The organism is Microbacterium suaedae (genome assembly GCF_003254645.1).
In the GTDB taxonomy this organism is placed as follows: Bacteria; Actinomycetota; Actinomycetes; order Actinomycetales; family Microbacteriaceae; genus Microbacterium; species Microbacterium suaedae.
On the sequence record NZ_PNFD01000001.1, the window covers coordinates 1,425,281 to 1,439,903 of the forward strand.

16 protein-coding genes are annotated in these 14,623 nt (G+C 71.2%); 1 reads left to right on the forward strand and 15 read right to left on the reverse strand.

Annotated features, from left to right (window positions below):
• Positions 1 to 91 precede the first annotated feature (91 nt).
• The 8 genes from C0012_RS06345 to rbsK all read right to left on the reverse strand — a co-directional run bounded on the left by C0012_RS06345 (position 92) and on the right by rbsK (position 7,470).
• A complete protein-coding gene (locus C0012_RS06345; protein WP_110590241.1) occupies positions 92 to 1,036 on the reverse strand; it encodes a phosphotriesterase family protein in 945 nt (314 codons plus the stop codon).
• Positions 1,033 to 1,932 carry a shikimate dehydrogenase family protein gene (locus C0012_RS06350; protein ID WP_110590242.1) on the reverse strand — a complete coding sequence of 300 codons (900 nt, stop codon included), beginning with the start codon at positions 1,930 to 1,932 and terminating at the stop codon, positions 1,033 to 1,035. The genes C0012_RS06345 and C0012_RS06350 overlap by 4 nt, the downstream gene beginning before the upstream one ends.
• Entirely contained in the window at positions 1,929 to 2,582 is a 654-nt protein-coding gene (locus C0012_RS06355; protein ID WP_110590243.1) for a bifunctional 4-hydroxy-2-oxoglutarate aldolase/2-dehydro-3-deoxy-phosphogluconate aldolase, read from the reverse strand. Before C0012_RS06355 ends, C0012_RS06350 begins: the two co-directional genes overlap by 4 nt.
• Entirely contained in the window at positions 2,579 to 3,559 is a 981-nt protein-coding gene (locus C0012_RS06360; protein WP_110590244.1) for an NAD(P)-dependent oxidoreductase, read from the reverse strand. Before C0012_RS06360 ends, C0012_RS06355 begins: the two co-directional genes overlap by 4 nt.
• Entirely contained in the window at positions 3,556 to 5,061 is a 1,506-nt protein-coding gene (xylB, locus tag C0012_RS06365) for a xylulokinase (RefSeq protein ID WP_110590245.1), read from the reverse strand. The genes C0012_RS06360 and xylB overlap by 4 nt, the downstream gene beginning before the upstream one ends.
• A gap of 3 nt (positions 5,062 to 5,064) precedes the next feature.
• A complete protein-coding gene (locus tag C0012_RS06370) occupies positions 5,065 to 5,640 on the reverse strand; it encodes a glucose-6-phosphate isomerase family protein (RefSeq protein WP_110590246.1) in 576 nt (191 codons plus the stop codon).
• Positions 5,641 to 5,734: 94 nt separating this feature from the next.
• Entirely contained in the window at positions 5,735 to 6,520 is a 786-nt protein-coding gene (locus C0012_RS06375; RefSeq protein WP_232527788.1) for a GntR family transcriptional regulator, read from the reverse strand.
• A complete protein-coding gene (rbsK, locus tag C0012_RS06380; protein WP_110590247.1) occupies positions 6,517 to 7,470 on the reverse strand; it encodes a ribokinase in 954 nt (317 codons plus the stop codon). Before rbsK ends, C0012_RS06375 begins: the two co-directional genes overlap by 4 nt.
• Before the next feature lie 113 nt (positions 7,471 to 7,583).
• Here rbsK and C0012_RS06385 point away from each other — a divergent pair, with 113 nt between their 5' ends.
• Complete coding sequence (locus tag C0012_RS06385; RefSeq protein WP_110590248.1) at positions 7,584 to 8,255, forward strand: transaldolase family protein; 672 nt, start codon at positions 7,584 to 7,586, stop codon at positions 8,253 to 8,255.
• Between the two features lie 30 nt (positions 8,256 to 8,285).
• On the opposite strand, the gene C0012_RS06390 is transcribed toward C0012_RS06385, so the two are convergent.
• The 7 genes from C0012_RS06390 to C0012_RS06420 form a co-directional block, all read right to left on the reverse strand.
• Positions 8,286 to 9,155 carry a dihydrodipicolinate synthase family protein gene (locus C0012_RS06390; protein WP_110590249.1) on the reverse strand — a complete coding sequence of 290 codons (870 nt, stop codon included), beginning with the start codon at positions 9,153 to 9,155 and terminating at the stop codon, positions 8,286 to 8,288.
• Positions 9,152 to 10,789, reverse strand: coding sequence for a tripartite tricarboxylate transporter permease (locus C0012_RS06395; RefSeq protein WP_110590250.1), 1,638 nt, complete (start codon positions 10,787 to 10,789; stop codon positions 9,152 to 9,154). Before C0012_RS06395 ends, C0012_RS06390 begins: the two co-directional genes overlap by 4 nt.
• Positions 10,786 to 11,343 (reverse strand): tripartite tricarboxylate transporter TctB family protein, encoded by a 558-nt coding sequence (locus C0012_RS06400; protein ID WP_110590251.1) that lies wholly within the window; start codon positions 11,341 to 11,343, stop codon positions 10,786 to 10,788. The genes C0012_RS06395 and C0012_RS06400 overlap by 4 nt, the downstream gene beginning before the upstream one ends.
• Complete coding sequence (locus C0012_RS06405; protein ID WP_110590252.1) at positions 11,343 to 12,314, reverse strand: tripartite tricarboxylate transporter substrate binding protein; 972 nt, start codon at positions 12,312 to 12,314, stop codon at positions 11,343 to 11,345. Before C0012_RS06405 ends, C0012_RS06400 begins: the two co-directional genes overlap by 1 nt.
• Positions 12,315 to 12,501: 187 nt before the next feature.
• Complete coding sequence (locus tag C0012_RS06410) at positions 12,502 to 13,158, reverse strand: GntR family transcriptional regulator (RefSeq protein WP_232527789.1); 657 nt, start codon at positions 13,156 to 13,158, stop codon at positions 12,502 to 12,504.
• Positions 13,159 to 13,278: 120 nt separating this feature from the next.
• Positions 13,279 to 14,031, reverse strand: a complete 753-nt coding sequence (locus C0012_RS06415) for a M56 family metallopeptidase (RefSeq protein WP_110590254.1) — start codon at positions 14,029 to 14,031, stop codon at positions 13,279 to 13,281.
• A gap of 151 nt (positions 14,032 to 14,182) precedes the next feature.
• Positions 14,183 to 14,554, reverse strand: a complete 372-nt coding sequence (locus C0012_RS06420; protein WP_110590255.1) for a BlaI/MecI/CopY family transcriptional regulator — start codon at positions 14,552 to 14,554, stop codon at positions 14,183 to 14,185.
• Positions 14,555 to 14,623 lie beyond the last annotated feature (69 nt).

Consider the following 14,623-nt stretch of genomic DNA (forward strand, 5'->3'; position numbering starts at 1 on the left):
GTTCATCCATGCGAAGAACACGTAGCTCTACGAATGATCGGATGAACAAAGCGGCCCCGCGAGATTCGCGGGGCCGCTTTCCTGTGTGCGCTCAGAACGCCAGCAGCGCGCGCGGATTGTCCGTCGTGAAGCGCGCGACGAGCTCGTCGCCGATGCGGGCGGCGAGGCGCGGCAGGTAGCGCCGCCCGAGGTACGCGAGGCCCGGCATGCCGCCATAGGCGACGTAGCGGGTCGCGCGCGCGACGTCGCCGCCGAGCAGGATCCGATCGCCGCCCGCGGCCGCGACGCGCTCCGTCAGGGTGACGAGCTCGTCGTCGCTGCGCGTGCGCGGGCGGGCCATGCCGTCGTAGCCGAGCCACGCGCCGCGCGCCATGAGTTCGATGTGCAGCGCCGGATCCGGATCCCGGTCGGCGTGTGCGAGCAGGATCCGCTCGGCGGCGACGCCGAGGCCGCCCAGCAGATCGAGCACCTCGTGGGCGGCCGTGCAGAACTCGAGGTGCACCATGATCGGCGCGCCCGTCTCGGCGTGGGCGCGCGCCGCGGCCTCGAGCGTCGAGCGCTCGAACGCACTGATCGACCAGTACCCGATCCCCGTCTTCACGATCCCCGCGCGCACCGGATCCCCGCCGGGCGATCGCGCCGGCTCGGCCGCGGCGGCATCCGACGACGGGCACCCATCCTGCAGATCGCGGAGGAACAGCGCCGCGCGCTCGTCGCTCGAGGCCGCGCGCAGGGGGTGGCCCTCCGCGTAGTGCGCCTCGCGGTGGATCCCCGTCGCGGCGACAACGGTCAGGTCGGTCCGCTCGGAGATCGCCGCGAGTTCAGCCGGCCGCCGGCCGAGTCCGATCGGCGTCGCGTCGATCATGGCGGCGAAACCGCTGTCGCGCAGCGAAGCGGCCTCCTCGGCGCTCCGCGCCGGATCGTCGATCTCGTCGCCGGGGAGCAGGGGGCTCACCTGAAAGAGGTGCTCGTGCGCATTCGTCGGCCCGAGCGCATCCGCCGGGATGTCACCGAGGACCGTGCGCACCGACGTCATCGTTCCGCCAGCCGCGCGAGTCGCTCGACGGCCTGGGCCGGCATCGGGATGCCGTAGACCTCGGCGATCACCTGCGTCCAGCCGTGAATGAAGTAGCGCCACCCGTCCACGACATCGAGCCCGCGCGCATCCTGCTGCGCGCGTGCCTGGGCGAGGAACTCGAGCGTCCCGCGGTAGTTGAATTCCCACACCCGCGCGCCCTCGGGGAACAGCACGTCATCGGGAAGCGGGGATCCCGGGCGGTCCTTGCCGAGACCGGTCGCGTTCACGACGAGGGATCCGCCGGCCGCCTCCGCGAGCACCTCGTGCGTCACCGCGGCGTCGGCGAGGCGCAGATCGAGGAGGTCTCGCGGGGTGCCACGGCGCTCGTGCACGGCCGAGAGGTGGGAGAGCCGCTCGGGGCTCGTGTCGGTCACGACGACACGTCGCGGCCGGTCCTCGCGCTCGGCGAGGCACCAGGTGAGGGCGGTTCCCGCTCCCCCGGCGCCGAGAACGACGGCATCGCGATCCCCGCCGAAGCCATCCGCGGGGAAGAACTCCTCGAGCGCGAGACGCGCCGTGATCGGATCCTTCGCGTGGCCCAGCAGCCGCCCGTCGCGCTTCGCGATGCTCGAGATCTCCCCGCAGGCGCGGGCGAAGTCGTCGAGTTCGTCGAAGAGGTCGTGGCAGGCGTCATAGAGAGCCATCTTGTGCGTCGTGACAAGAGCTCCCACGCGGTCCGGGTCGTCACGCAGCGCAGCGACGGTCGCCCGATACTGCTGCGCGCTCGCATCGAGGGGAAGATCCTCGCCGCCGAGCGTCGCATCGTCGAGGCCGAGCGCCTCGGCCCAGCGCGGGAAGATCCCCATGATGGACGACGCCCCCGTCGAGACGCCGATGAATGTCATTCGGCTCATGCCGATTCTCCTCTCACGGCGTCGAGCGCGGCACGATACGCACGTGCGGCGCTCTCCACCTCATCGAAGCGCCCCGTCGCGAGCGCGGCGGGCGAGCACAGATCGCCGCCCGCGCCGACGGCCACGGCGCCCGCCGCGAACCAGTCGGCCAGGTTGTCCGCCGTGACCCCGCCGGTCGGCATGATCGACACATCGGGGAAGGGCCCGCGCAGCGCCTTCACGAACGACGGGCCGCCCAGAGAGGCGGGGAAGATCTTCACGATGTCGACGCCCAGCTCGGTCGCCTCCATCACCTCGCTCGGCGTGAGAGCGCCCGTCATCGTGACGCAGCCGGTGCCGCGCATCGCCCGCGCGACCGCCGGCCGAGTTCCCGGTGAGACGAGGAACTCGGCCCCGGCCTCCGCCGCCCGCTCGGCCTCCTCCTCCGTCGTGACGGTTCCGGCGCCGAGGACGATCTCGGATCCGTGCCGCGCAGCCGCCTCACGGATCACGCGAGGCGCGTCGGGTGTCGAGTAGGTGACCTCGATTCCGGTGATGCCACCGCGGACGAGCGCCGCGATCGCGTCGATCGCGCATCCGGCCGACGGCGCGCGGAGCACCGCGAACACGCCCGCCTCTTTCACGCGGTCGAGTGTCTGCGGATCCGTCATGAGACCTCTCCGCACGCGTCGGGGACGGGGACGACGGGGTTCGGAGGCGTCCGCCCGGCCAGCACGGCGAGCGCGTTCTCGACGGCGCCGGCCCCCATGTTGTCGACGGCCTCGACCGTCTGGGCGCCGAAATGCGGGGTGATCGTCACCCGCTCCGCGAGATCGTCCGCGAGAAGCGGCGAGGATCCGCCGCGGGTGTCTCCCGCCAGGGAGTCTGCCGCGTACGCGCCGACACGGCCCTCACGCAGCGCCGCGGCGAGCGCCGCCTCGTCGACGAGATCGGCGCGCGCCGTATTGATCAGGACGCAGCCCGGCCGCGCAGCGGCGAGAGCGGCCTCGGTCACGAGGGTCTCCCCGCCCGGGGCGTGGAGGGTGATGAGATCGCATGCGCCCCACACGTCTTCGATCGTCGCGGGTGCGGCGCCCAGCCGGGCCGCGACGTCTTCGTCGAGGAAGGGATCGGCGGCGAGGATCCGCGGGGCAAAGCCCCCCAGTCGCTGCGCGACGCCCTGTCCGATGCGCCCGAATCCGACGATGCCGACCGTGAGGCTCGCGAGCTGACGGCCCCGAACGATGCGCCAATCGCCCTGCCGCACGCGGCGATCGCCTTCGGCGACCGAGCGCAGCGCCGCGAGCATGAGGCCGACGGCGTGATCGGCGACGGCGTCGCTGTTCGCGCCCGGCGTGTTCGTCACGGCGATGCCGCGCGCACGTGCGGCGTCGAGGTCGACAGATTCGACGCCCACGCCGTACCGCGCGATCACGCGCAGCCTGGGCGCGAGATCCATGTGGGCTGCTGTGACAGGCCCGGTCCCGGCGATCCATGCGTCGACACGCGGCAGGACGTCCGCGAGATCGTCGAGTTCGTGCCCGCTCGGCCCGCGCACGACCTCGTACCCCTCGGAATCGAGTCGACCGAGGAGGTCGATGTCGCCGTCCGAGAACGATCGGCTCGTGGCGAGGATGACGCCGCTCATGCGCGCGCCTCCGCCGAACGACGGAACCAGGGCGCGAGGCTCGCATAGGCCTCGTCGAACAGGGGGAGCCGCTCGCGGTAGACCGCCGTGCGCGAGGGGTCGGGCGCGAACTCGGCGGTGACCTCCGACAGCTCCCGCGCGGCGCCGAATCCGTCGACCAGCCCCAGGCCGACGGCCCCGGTGATGGCAGCGCCCAAGCTGTTGGCTTCTTCGACGATCGTGCGGCGGCGCACCGTCACGCCCCACATGTCCGCCATGATCTGCAGCCAGGCGTCGCTCTGCGCCCCGCCGCCGACGGCATCGATCCGGTCGATCGCGACGCCGCACTCGCGGAACGCGTCGATGCACTGCAGGAGGTTGTACGAGACGCCTTCGAGAACGGCGCGCATCATGTGGGCGCGCGTGTGGTGGCGTTCGATTCCGAGAAACGCGCCGCGCGCGTGCGGATCCCAGCGAGGCGATCGCTCCCCGAGCAGGAAGGGGAGGAAGAAGAGTCCGCCCTGCGCCGCCTCGGCCCCATCCGCCTCCCGCACGAGCCGGTCCAGCGATGCGCCGTCCTCGCCTCCGGAGAGGATCTCGCTCAGCCACTGCACGGAAGCCCCCGCCGCCTGCATCGTCGCGGTCGGCGCGAACATCCCCGGGACGATGTGATTGAACGTGAAGGTGCGCATCTGCGGGTCGAGAACGGGCGCCGCGGTGGCGACCGAGACCCACGACGAGGTCCCGAGGCACACATACGCGCCGTCCTCCGGTGCGACCACCCCGGCGCCGACGGCGGCCATCGGCCCGTCGCCTCCGCCCATGACGACACGCGTCCCCCGCGGGAGGCCCGTGGCGGACGCCGCCTCCTCGGTCAGCGTCCCGACGACGTCGGTCGACTCGACGATCTCCGGGAGGATCCGCGGATCCACCCCGGCCGCCTGCAGCATCTCGTCGGACCAGCGCCCCGCCTGCTGGTCGTACGCGTTCGTCGCGCTGGCGTCGCTGCGTTCGGTGGCGAGCCGCCCGGTGAGCCAGTGCACGACGACGTCCTTCGCGACGCAGGCGTGGCGCACGCGCGCCCAGACGTCCGGCTCGTTGTCGCGCACCCACATCAGCTTCTCGAGCGTGTAGGTGGGATTGAGGCGGTGCCCGGTCACCCGGTATGCGCTCTCTTCTCCGACGCGCGCGACGAGCTGAGAGGTCTGCGCGACCGCGCGCGTGTCGGCCCAGATGATCGCGGGGCGCACGGGCCGGTAGTCGGCGTCGAGCAGAACGGCGCCCATCATCTGCCCGCTGACGACGAGGCCCGTCACGGTCGCGGGATCGACGCCGGTCTGCGCGAGGAGCCGCCGCGTCGCGTCGACGACCGCGCGCTGCCAGTCGGCGGGATCCTGCTCGGCTGCGCCACCGGCGGCGAATCGCGCCGGATAGGACGCGGTCGTCGAGGCGATCAACCGCCCCGTCTCGTCGTGCAGCGACGCCTTGTCGCCCGTCGTGCCGAGATCGTGTGCGATGAGCACGGCTCAGCCCCCGAAGGGTCGCAGCTCGACGCCCGCGGCTCCGGCATAAGCACGCCGGCCCATGCCGTGCTCGAGCACCCAGCCGTAGTCGTGGCCCGCCCCACCCGGATACACCGCGAGGAAGCGATAGGCCTCGTCGCCCGTGTTGATCGAACGATGCGCCCACCCCGGCGGGATGTAGCCGATTGTCCCGGGCTCGATGTCGAGCCACTCGGTCCGCTCGCCGTCGTGCATGAGCAGGCCGCCCGTTCCGGAGATCCCGAGGTAGATCTCACCCTGGTGATCGGGATGCTGGTGACCCTTCGTCATCCACAGCTCCCCGGCGGTCGTGCCGGGCTGGATCGTCGTGATCGACTGCGGGAGCTCGCGATCGGCCTCGGGGACGGGCGAGCTCTGCACGCTGTAGACGATGGGATCGCCGTCCGCGACAGCCGCGCGCCACGCATCGGCGTCGGCGAAGAGGCCCTCGAGGTCACTCATCCGTCGCACGAGCGTCGGCCCCTCCGGGGAGAGGGTCGCGGATTCCGCGTCGAAGCGGATCGCGAACGGGTCGATCGGGGGTGTCTGAAACTCGGTCACGTCGTTGCTCCTCGTGCGACAGGCCGCTCCCTCGTCGGACCGGCTCGGCACACGCAAGCTTAGTTGTAATTACAAGTTGAGACAATCCGGACGATCAGTCCCCCTCGACCCCCGTGTGGCGCAGCTTCGCCACCGACTCATCGGCCGCGCGCAGCTGGAACTCGAAGCGGCTGCGGTCGCCGCGATGGTAGGCGACGAAGAACTCGATCGCCCGCTCGTCCTCGTCGAAGCCGACGCTGCGCAGCACGAGAAGCGGACCGCCGACGGCGACATCGAGCAGCTTCGCCTTCTCCGGATCCGCCACGGTCGCCTCCGCAGAGCGCACACCCCGCACCGCGTGAATCCCGCTTTCCGCGAGGACTCCGTACAGCGAGCGCCGGCGAAGATCGACGGCCAGGGCCGATTCGCCCGCCCACTCGGGCATCCAGGTCGTGGACAGCGACCACGGCTCGCCGTCCACGAAACGGAGGCGCTCGATCACGACGACCGGCTCCCCCGGCGCGATGCCGAGCGCGTCGGCGACCTCATCGGATGCCGACTCGATGCGCTGCCGGAAGACCCTGCTCGTGACGTCCGCTCCCCGCGCCGTCATGTCTTCGTGGAGCCCGTGCAGCGTGTGCACGAGCGCCTCCGCAACCTTCTGCGGCGCGACGAACGTCCCCTTCCCCCGAACGCGGGAGACGACGCCCTCATGCTCGAGCTGCGCGAGGGCCTGGCGGACGACCGTCCGCGAGACGTCGTACATCTCGCACATGCGGTGCTCCCCCGGCAGAAGATCGCCCGGCGCCAGCCCGTCTTCCTCGATCAGCTCGAGCAGCCGATGCTTGAGCTGGTGGTACATCGGATGGGGCGACTGCCGATCGAGGGCCCGCGGCGTCACCGGGCCTCCCCCTGGCCGAGGACGGCGTCGATCTCATCGCGCGCCGGGATACTCGGCGATGCTCCCGCCTTCGTTACGGCGAGCGCACCAGCCGCGATTGCCCGCCGAATCGCCTCATCGCGGTCCCGCCCCTCCGCGAGCCCAGCCGCGAGGCACCCGGCGAAGGCATCGCCCGCCGCGGTCGTGTCGACGACCTCCACGCGGATCGGCTCGAAGAACACCGCGTCGTCGGCCGTGACGGCCACCGCCCCGTCTCCCGCGAGCGTCACGAGCGCGCACCCCGCGCCGCGATCCGTGAACCACCGCCCCGCCGCGACGGCGTCGTCGCGGCCCGACACCTCGATGCCCGTGAGCAGCTTCGCCTCGGTCTCGTTCGGCGTGACGAAGTCGACGTGGCGCCAGATGTCGTCGTCGAGCGGGTGCGCGGGCGCGGGGTCGAGCACGACCGTCACGCCCGCTTCTGCGGCGCGTCGGACGGCATGACGCGTGAGCCTATGCGGCGTCTCGAGCTGCGTGAGCATGACGGTGCACCGAGCGCCGAGGGCGTCGAACGCGCGGTCGATGTCGGCCTCTCCGAGCTCTGCGTTCGCCCGCGGCACCATGACGATGTCGTTCTCGCCCGCCGCGTCCACGCGGATGTGGGCGATCCCCGTCCCCGCGCCCGCCACCTCGCGGACGAAGTCGGTGCCGACGCCGGCCGCGTCGAGCCCCGCACGGACGGTGTCGCGGAAGAGGTCGTCTCCGACGCAGCCCACCATGTGCGATGGCGCGCCCGCACGGCCCGCGGCGATTGCCTGGTTCGCCCCCTTGCCGCCGAGCACCAGGGTGAACTCGTCACCGAGGATCGTCTCGCCGCGCTCTGGCACGCGCTCCGAGAACGTCGTGACATCGGCCGTCATGCTGCCGACGACGATCACGTCGGTCCGGTCCGGGATGGCGTGGTGCGCCATGGTGTCGCCTCCTGTCGCGTGCGCCTCGTCACCGAGGCGCCAAACTTGTCATTACAATATCGGACATCAGACTTCGCCGACGAGGGCCGTCGGCGCCACCCGAGAGGACGCACATGACCGCAGCGCCGCGCCTGTACGCCGATTCCGCCGTCGTCGACGAGATCGCCCCCCTTCTCGCGGGCAAGCTCATCCACGGCGTCACGACGAACCCCACGATCCTCGAACGCGCGGGCCGCACGGGTGCCCACATCCCCGATCTCTACGACACCTGGAGCACGCAGGGCGCCGACGAGATCTTCTTCCAGGCCTGGGGCGCCGACGAGGCGACGCTCGAGAAGCGCGCCCGCGAGATCCTCGCGCTCGGCCCCCGCGCCGTCGTGAAGGTGCCCGCGACGGCGACGGGGTTCCCGGTCGCCGCGCGCCTCGCGCATGAGGGGAACTCCGTACTCCTCACCGCCGTCTACGCCGTACCGCAGGCGCTCGCGGCCGCCGCGGCGGGGATCCGCTACATCGCGCCCTATCTGGGGCGCCTCCGCGATGCCGGTCACGACGGTCTCGCGACCATCGCGGCGATGCAGAGCCAGTGCGCGGGCTCGGACACCGACGTGCTCGCCGCGAGCATCCGCTCGCCGCAGGATCTCGTCGATCTGCGGGATGCGGGCGTCCGGCACCTCACGGCCAACCCCGCGGTGCTGCGCGAGGCCCTCGTCTGCGAGGCGAGCGACGAGGCGGCCGCGGTTTTCGAGGCGACGGCGGCCGGCGGATCCGAGGACGCGACCGCGTGACACGCGCACCGTCGCCCGGCGGCCGAGTTATCAGCGGTACGCCGCGACGACCCGCGCGATCTCGCCGAGCGCCCGCTCATCGGGCTCGTCGAGGGCCATCCGGCTGAACTGCGCGGGCACGCCGAGCAGGCGCAGCGCCGCCTTCATCCGCGGCATGTCGCCGCCGATGACGCGCACCACGTCGTCGACGTCGGCCTGCGCCCGCGCGAGGGCCTCGGCGTCGCCGGAGTCCGCGGCTCGCGCGAGGGCGCGGAACGGCCCCGGCAGAACCGACGAGACACCCGAGACCACGCCCTGCGCCCCGACCTCGCCCGCCGCGACGAGATCCCGGTCCGCGCCCGTGTAGATGAGGAAGTCGTCCGAGACGACCGCCCGATAGGCGGCGATCTCGTCGAGCGACAGCTCGCTCGCCTTGAGCCCGATGACGCCGGGGATCTCGGCGAGGCGCGCGAGCAGCTCGGGGCTGACCGGATTGCCCGTGCGAGCGGGGAAAATGTAGACGAACAGCTCGCCGCCATCGAGCTCCTCGGCGATGCCCGAGAAGTACGCGAGCATCGCGTCGTCGCTCGCAGGCAGGTAGTACGGGGTGACGGCGGCGAACTCGCGCGCGCCGAGCTCCTTCGCGATGCGCACGCGCCGGCGCGCCTCGAAGGTGCTCGGTGCGCCCACGTGGATCACGGCGCGCATGCGGGGCGCGACGGCCTCCATCGCCTGGGCGACAACGGCGCGGAACTCGTCATCGTCGACCGCGGGGAACTCGCCCGTCGTGCCGAGAACGAAGGCCCCCTCGTTGCCGGAGGCGGCGACGTGGTCGAAGATGGCGCGATTGCCATCGGGATCCAGGGATCCGTCGGCGTGGAATGAGGTGGGGATCGCGGTGAGGATGTCGCGGCGAGTCACTGGGGCTTCTCTTTCTTCCCGCGCGATCGCGGGCGGTCTTCCGTGCGGATGGTGGCGGTGAGCATGTCGGGCTGCGCGCGCAGATCGGCGTGCGCGCGCTCGACGTCGGCGAGGGTGTCGTCGTCGAGAACCGACTCGGCGAAGGATGCGCGCCGATCGCGCGGCCGGCGCGCATTGCGGATCGCGGGCGCGACGACCGACGCCACGGCGAGCGCCGCGAGGACGAGGGCGATGGGGCTGACGGTCTCGAAGAACGGCTTGGTCGGGAGGATCGCGAGCGTGCGCGCGAGGTTCTCCTCCGCAAGAGGGCCGAGCAGCAGCCCGAGCACGACGGGTCCGGCGGGAATCTCGAGCCGCTTGAACGCGAGCCCGACGACACCGAACACGAGCATCTGGATCACGGTCGCGACGCTGTTCGTCGTCGCGTACGTGCCGATGATGCAGAAGACGAGGATCCCGCTCCAGAGATACGGCTGGGGAACGTCGAGCAGCTTCACCATGCCCTTCATGCGCACGAGGCTCATGGCGAGGGCGAGCAGGGTCGCGACGATCATGATCCCCGCGATGGACGCGACGAGCTCGGGGCGCGAGACGAACAGATCCGGTCCGGGCGTGATCCCCCAGATGATGAGGGATCCGATCATGACGGCCATGACCGAGTCGCCGGGGATCCCGAGTGCGAGCGTCGTGGTGAGGGATCCGCCGAGCGTCGCGCTCGAGGCGGTATCGGATGCGGCGACGCCTTCGACAGATCCCTTCCCGAACTCCTCGGGATTCTTCGAGACGGCCCGCGCCCGCTCCCAGCCGACGAGGCCCGCGATGTCGCCGCCCGCGGCGGGGATGAGCCCGACACCCAGACCGACGCCGCCGGCCACGCCGACCGCCCGTCCGGTCTGACGCAGCTCGCGCCGCGTGGGCCACCATCGGCCGAGGGCCGAGATCGGCCGCGACGAGGCGCTCCGATGGGTCAGGAGCTGGTCGAACAGCTCGGCGATGCCGAACAGCCCGATGATGACGGCGATGAAGTTGAGACCCTCGACGAGCTCGAGCAGCCCGAACGTGAAGCGCTGATCGGCGGTCGGAGCATAGGTGCCGACCGTGCCGAGCGCGAGCCCGATGAGTCCCGCGAGGATCCCCTTGAGCATCGACTTCGACGAGATGCCGATCATGATCGCGATGCCGAAGAGGACGAGGGCGAACAGCTCGGGCGAACGGAAGTAGTTGCGCGCGAAGGTCGCGACGGGCACCGCGAGAGCCGAGAACACGACGACCGACGCGAGGATCCCGACGGCCGACACGATCGCCGACAGCGTCAGCGCGAGCCCGGCCCGCCCCTGCTTCGCCATCGGATACCCGTCGAGCGTCGTCGCGATCGATGCGGGCGTGCCGGGGGTGTTCACGAGGATCGCCGGGACGCGGTCGCCGAAGTTCGCGGCGACGTAGATCGTCAGCAGGATCGCGAGGCCCTGCACGGGTTCGAGCGTCATCGTGAATCCCGCGGCGAGCGCGACGACCATGGTCGCCGTGATGCCGGGGAACGCGCCGACGAGGAAGCCGAGCACGAGGCCCGCGAGCATGTACAGGGCCACCGACACGTCGAGAAGCGCGCCGAGCCCGTCGAGCACGGGGGTCACAGGGGGATCCTCAGGGCCAGGCCGAACACCACGTAGACGAACGCGGTGAGGGCGATCGGGTAGACGACGAGGCCGACGATGCGGCGCTGGCCGAACAGGAGCATGAGGGCGGCCATGTAGACCGCGGTCGCAATCGGGAACACCTCGATGCGGTACCCGAAGGCGATGACCGAGCCGAGCGACCACAGCGCGATGAAAACGGCGGTGACGCAGACGGTCGCGATCACGCGCACCGGCCCGCCGCGCGAGATGCTCGCGAGGTCGGCGCGCGCCGGCGCCGGACGCGTCAGGGCGACCACGAGCTGCACGACGCCGACCGCGACGCCCGTGGCACCCAGCACCACCGGCCAGGTCCGGGCGTCGATCGCGCCCGACGACGCCTCGCTGCGCAGGTCGATCTGGGTCGCGAGCGCGAGGTATCCGGCGAAGAAGGCGAGGAGCGCGCCCGCGAAGGCGAGCTCGAGCGCCTTCGACGGGCGAGGCGGATCGGCCTCGCCCGTCACCGGCGGATCCGTCGTGAGCGACGCGTCCGCATCGCGCTGCGCGGGGCTCATCAGCCGAGGAGCTCCTCGAACAGCGCGAACTGCTCGTCGACGAATGCGGTGTGCTCTTCCGCGTCGCGGTAGACGACGAGGTTGCCGGCGTCGTCCTGGAACTGCTGGTAGCTGTCGCTCTCGACCGCCTGCGCGATGGCGTCTTCGAGCGTCGCGTGCACGTCGTCGGGCAGGCCGGCGGGCGCGTAGATGCCGCCCCAGCCGCCGAACTCGACGTCGACACCGAGAGCCTCGGAGATCGTCGGCACGTCCTCGGCGTCGGGGTGCCGCTCGTCGTGCATGATCCCGAGGATCCGCACGGCGTCGGACTGCGCGAGGGCCTCACCGAGGCCCGAGACGCTTGCGACGGTCTCGCCCGAGGCGGCGGCGCTCACGGCGGGCGCGCCTCCGTCGTACGCGACGGGGGTGAGCGCGGCGTCCGCCTGCTCGGCGAATCCGAGCGCGGCGGCCTCCCAGATGGATCCGGCGCCCGCGGTCGCAACGGTGACCTCGCCGCTCTTCGACTGCTCGACGAGATCCTCGAGCGTCTCGATGTCGCTCGATGCAGAGACCGCGATGACGCCGGGCGCGAGCATGATCTGCCCGAGCATGTCGTAGTTCTCGGGCAGCACATCGGCGCCCTGCGTCGTGTTGAGCATGGCGATCTCGACGGGGCCGAAGCCGATCGTGTACCCGTCGGCGGGCTGTTCGGCGACGTACTCCATCGCGAGGGCGCCGGCCGCGCCGGGCATGTTCTCGGGGATCACGCTCACGCCGAGCGTGCTCTCGAGCTCGGTCGCGAGGGCGCGCGACGACAGATCGGATCCGCCGCCCGCGTCGGCCTGGATGATCAGGCGGATGTCGTCCTGCGGGAAGGCGGCATCGCCACCCTCCTCGCTTTCCACGGGCGTGCACGCGGCGAGACCGCCGACGGCGACGACGGCCGCAGCCGATGCGGCGGCCGAGAGACGGATGTTTCGAGTGCGGGGCATCTTCACTCCTCTTCGAGGTGAACCCGACGCTGTTGTCGGGTCAGGTCATTCCACCACGTTTACTGTTAACAGTCAACGACGGGTCCGATCCGCAGTCACACACGCCGTGCGCCTGAGGCACGGGACACCGTGCACTCGCGCGGAATCCGTGTGCTTTCGCGGAGCGTGAGGGCCCGACTCGCAGACCTCAGGAGCGAGCGTCGAGCTCCAGGCGCATGCGCTTCTCGGCCCCGGCGAGATGGCCCTGCAGCTCCGCCGCCGCGATGACCGGATCGCCCGCCCGCATCACCTCGTACAGCCGCCGGTGGGCGTCGGCCGACTCGTGGAGATCCCGGTCGTGGTTGACGGTCACCTGCAGCAGCGCTTCCCACGTCAGCGCGTACTGCTGCCACGCGGCGCGCAGCCGTGGGTGGTCGGCGAGCTCGTACAGCAGGTCGTGGAAACGCATATCGGCCGCAAGGAAGGCGGCGTGATCGCCGTCGTCTGCCGCCCGCGCCATCCGCTCGACATCGGCGAGGGCCGGAGCCCAGCGCGCATCATCGGTCACCATCATCGCCCTCTTCATCGCCAGCTGCTCGAGGGCGCCGCGCAGGCTGTAGAGCTGCTCGACGTCGTCGTCTGTGAGGCCCGTGACATAGATCCCCCGAGGCTTCTGCACCTCGACGAGCCGCTCGTAGCTCAGCTGCGTCACGGCATCGCGCACGGGGCCGCGACTCACGCCGAACTCGTCGGCGAGGGCCTCCTCCGTGAGGCGTTCGCCGGGCGCGAGCTCGCCACGCACGATGCGCGTGCGCAGGATCGCCGCCACCTGCGTTCCGAGCGGCACGGTCCGTTGTACTGCCACCATGGATCCTCCCGTTGTCCGTTAACAGACTACAGACGCGACGAGCGGTCCTCGATATCCACAAGTCTCCGCCGAGTCAGCAGCTATTAGCTGCGGACTCGGCGGAGACTTGTGGACTCCTCACCCCGACAGCCGCCGGAACCGATCCACCGCGCGATTGCGGCTGCTCGATCCCCCCGTCTCCTGCACCCGCCCGACCTGCAGGATCGCGCGCGCGAGCACATCGTCGGGCTGAGTGCGGCGCGCCTGGTCGTCGGCCAGCAGCTCCACGAGCGCCTCGACCTCACTCTCGGCGCGCGCCGCGATGGGAAACCACGGAAGGGCGGCCCGCCACGCCTTGAACGCCACGAGCAGGACCTCGTGGCGCTGCTCGACGTGCGCTCGCTCGTGGGCGATGACAGCTGCGAGCTCGTCCTCATCGAGAGCCTCGAAGAGCCCCTTCGAGAGCACGGTGACGGATCCGATCCCGCGCGGCAGACAGTAGGCGACGGGCGCCTGATCGTCGAGCACGAGCGTGCGCTTGCGCGTGGGATCGGGCTGACTCAGCAGCAGAAGCAGCTGGAGGTGCCGACGGCGCTGGCGCTCGAACTGCACGACCGTCACGACGAGGTGCCCCACGAGATACAGGGCGAGGATCGCGGCGGGGATCCCGGCGACCCACGGGTGCCCAGGGAAGAACGCGTCGCCCAGCAGCCAGAGCGCGCCGACCATCGACAGTCCTCCCGCCAGCGCGATCACCTGCCAGAGCAGCAGAGCCCGCGCGGGGGCGCGCGCGGGCCAAGCCGCGCGCGACAGCATGATCGGCGCCGGCCATGCGAGAACGACCGAGACGGCGGCGAGGCCGACGGCCGCAATCAGCGCCGGATAGGACATGAATCGAGCCTACGCGGCGCCGATGTCGGAGCCATTCGAGCACGACCGCGCCGGCGTCGGATCCACGCGCTGAGCCGCCTTGACGGGCCGCGGTACTCCGGGGATCCGGCGCCCGCGACACCCAATCTCTCCGACGCCCGCGCCGGCCAGGTCAGTCGGATCCGACGCTCGCGCGGCCGAGGAGCCGCCGGAGGTATGCGGCCTCCTCTTCAGAGACGCCGCCCACGAATCGGGCGAGCACCGCCGTGCGGTCGCCCGCGCCGCCGAGCACCTCGTGCATGAGCTCGGCCTGGTGCTCGGCCCGGGTCGCGACGGCGTGGTATCGGTGCGGGCGCATCGACTTATCGGAGGAAACGAGACCCTTCTTTTCAAGCCGGGAGAGCACGGTGAGCACGGTCGTGGCCGCCATCTCTCGGCCGCGCTGGGCCTCGATGGCGTCCTTGATGTCGTACGCCGTGAGCGCGTCGTCCGCGTCCCACAGAACGTCCATGACGCCGCGCTCCAGATCTCCCAGACTTCCCAACCGATCTCCCTTGTCCCATACCGCAGAATCCAGTCATTCTACAGCCTGTCGAGCAATCTCTACTCTGTG

Coding starts and splice junctions, on each gene's coding strand:
- C0012_RS06345 (WP_110590241.1), bottom strand. CDS start 1,036: ATGACGTCGGTGCGCACGGTCCTCGGTGACATCCCGGCGGATGCGCTC.
- C0012_RS06350 (WP_110590242.1), bottom strand. CDS start 1,932: ATGAGCCGAATGACATTCATCGGCGTCTCGACGGGGGCGTCGTCCATC.
- C0012_RS06355 (WP_110590243.1), bottom strand. CDS start 2,582: ATGACGGATCCGCAGACACTCGACCGCGTGAAAGAGGCGGGCGTGTTC.
- C0012_RS06360 (WP_110590244.1), bottom strand. CDS start 3,559: ATGAGCGGCGTCATCCTCGCCACGAGCCGATCGTTCTCGGACGGCGAC.
- rbsK (WP_110590247.1), bottom strand. CDS start 7,470: ATGGCGCACCACGCCATCCCGGACCGGACCGACGTGATCGTCGTCGGC.
- C0012_RS06385 (WP_110590248.1), top strand. CDS start 7,584: ATGACCGCAGCGCCGCGCCTGTACGCCGATTCCGCCGTCGTCGACGAG.
- C0012_RS06400 (WP_110590251.1), bottom strand. CDS start 11,343: ATGAGCCCCGCGCAGCGCGATGCGGACGCGTCGCTCACGACGGATCCG.
- C0012_RS06405 (WP_110590252.1), bottom strand. CDS start 12,314: ATGCCCCGCACTCGAAACATCCGTCTCTCGGCCGCCGCATCGGCTGCG.
- C0012_RS06415 (WP_110590254.1), bottom strand. CDS start 14,031: ATGTCCTATCCGGCGCTGATTGCGGCCGTCGGCCTCGCCGCCGTCTCG.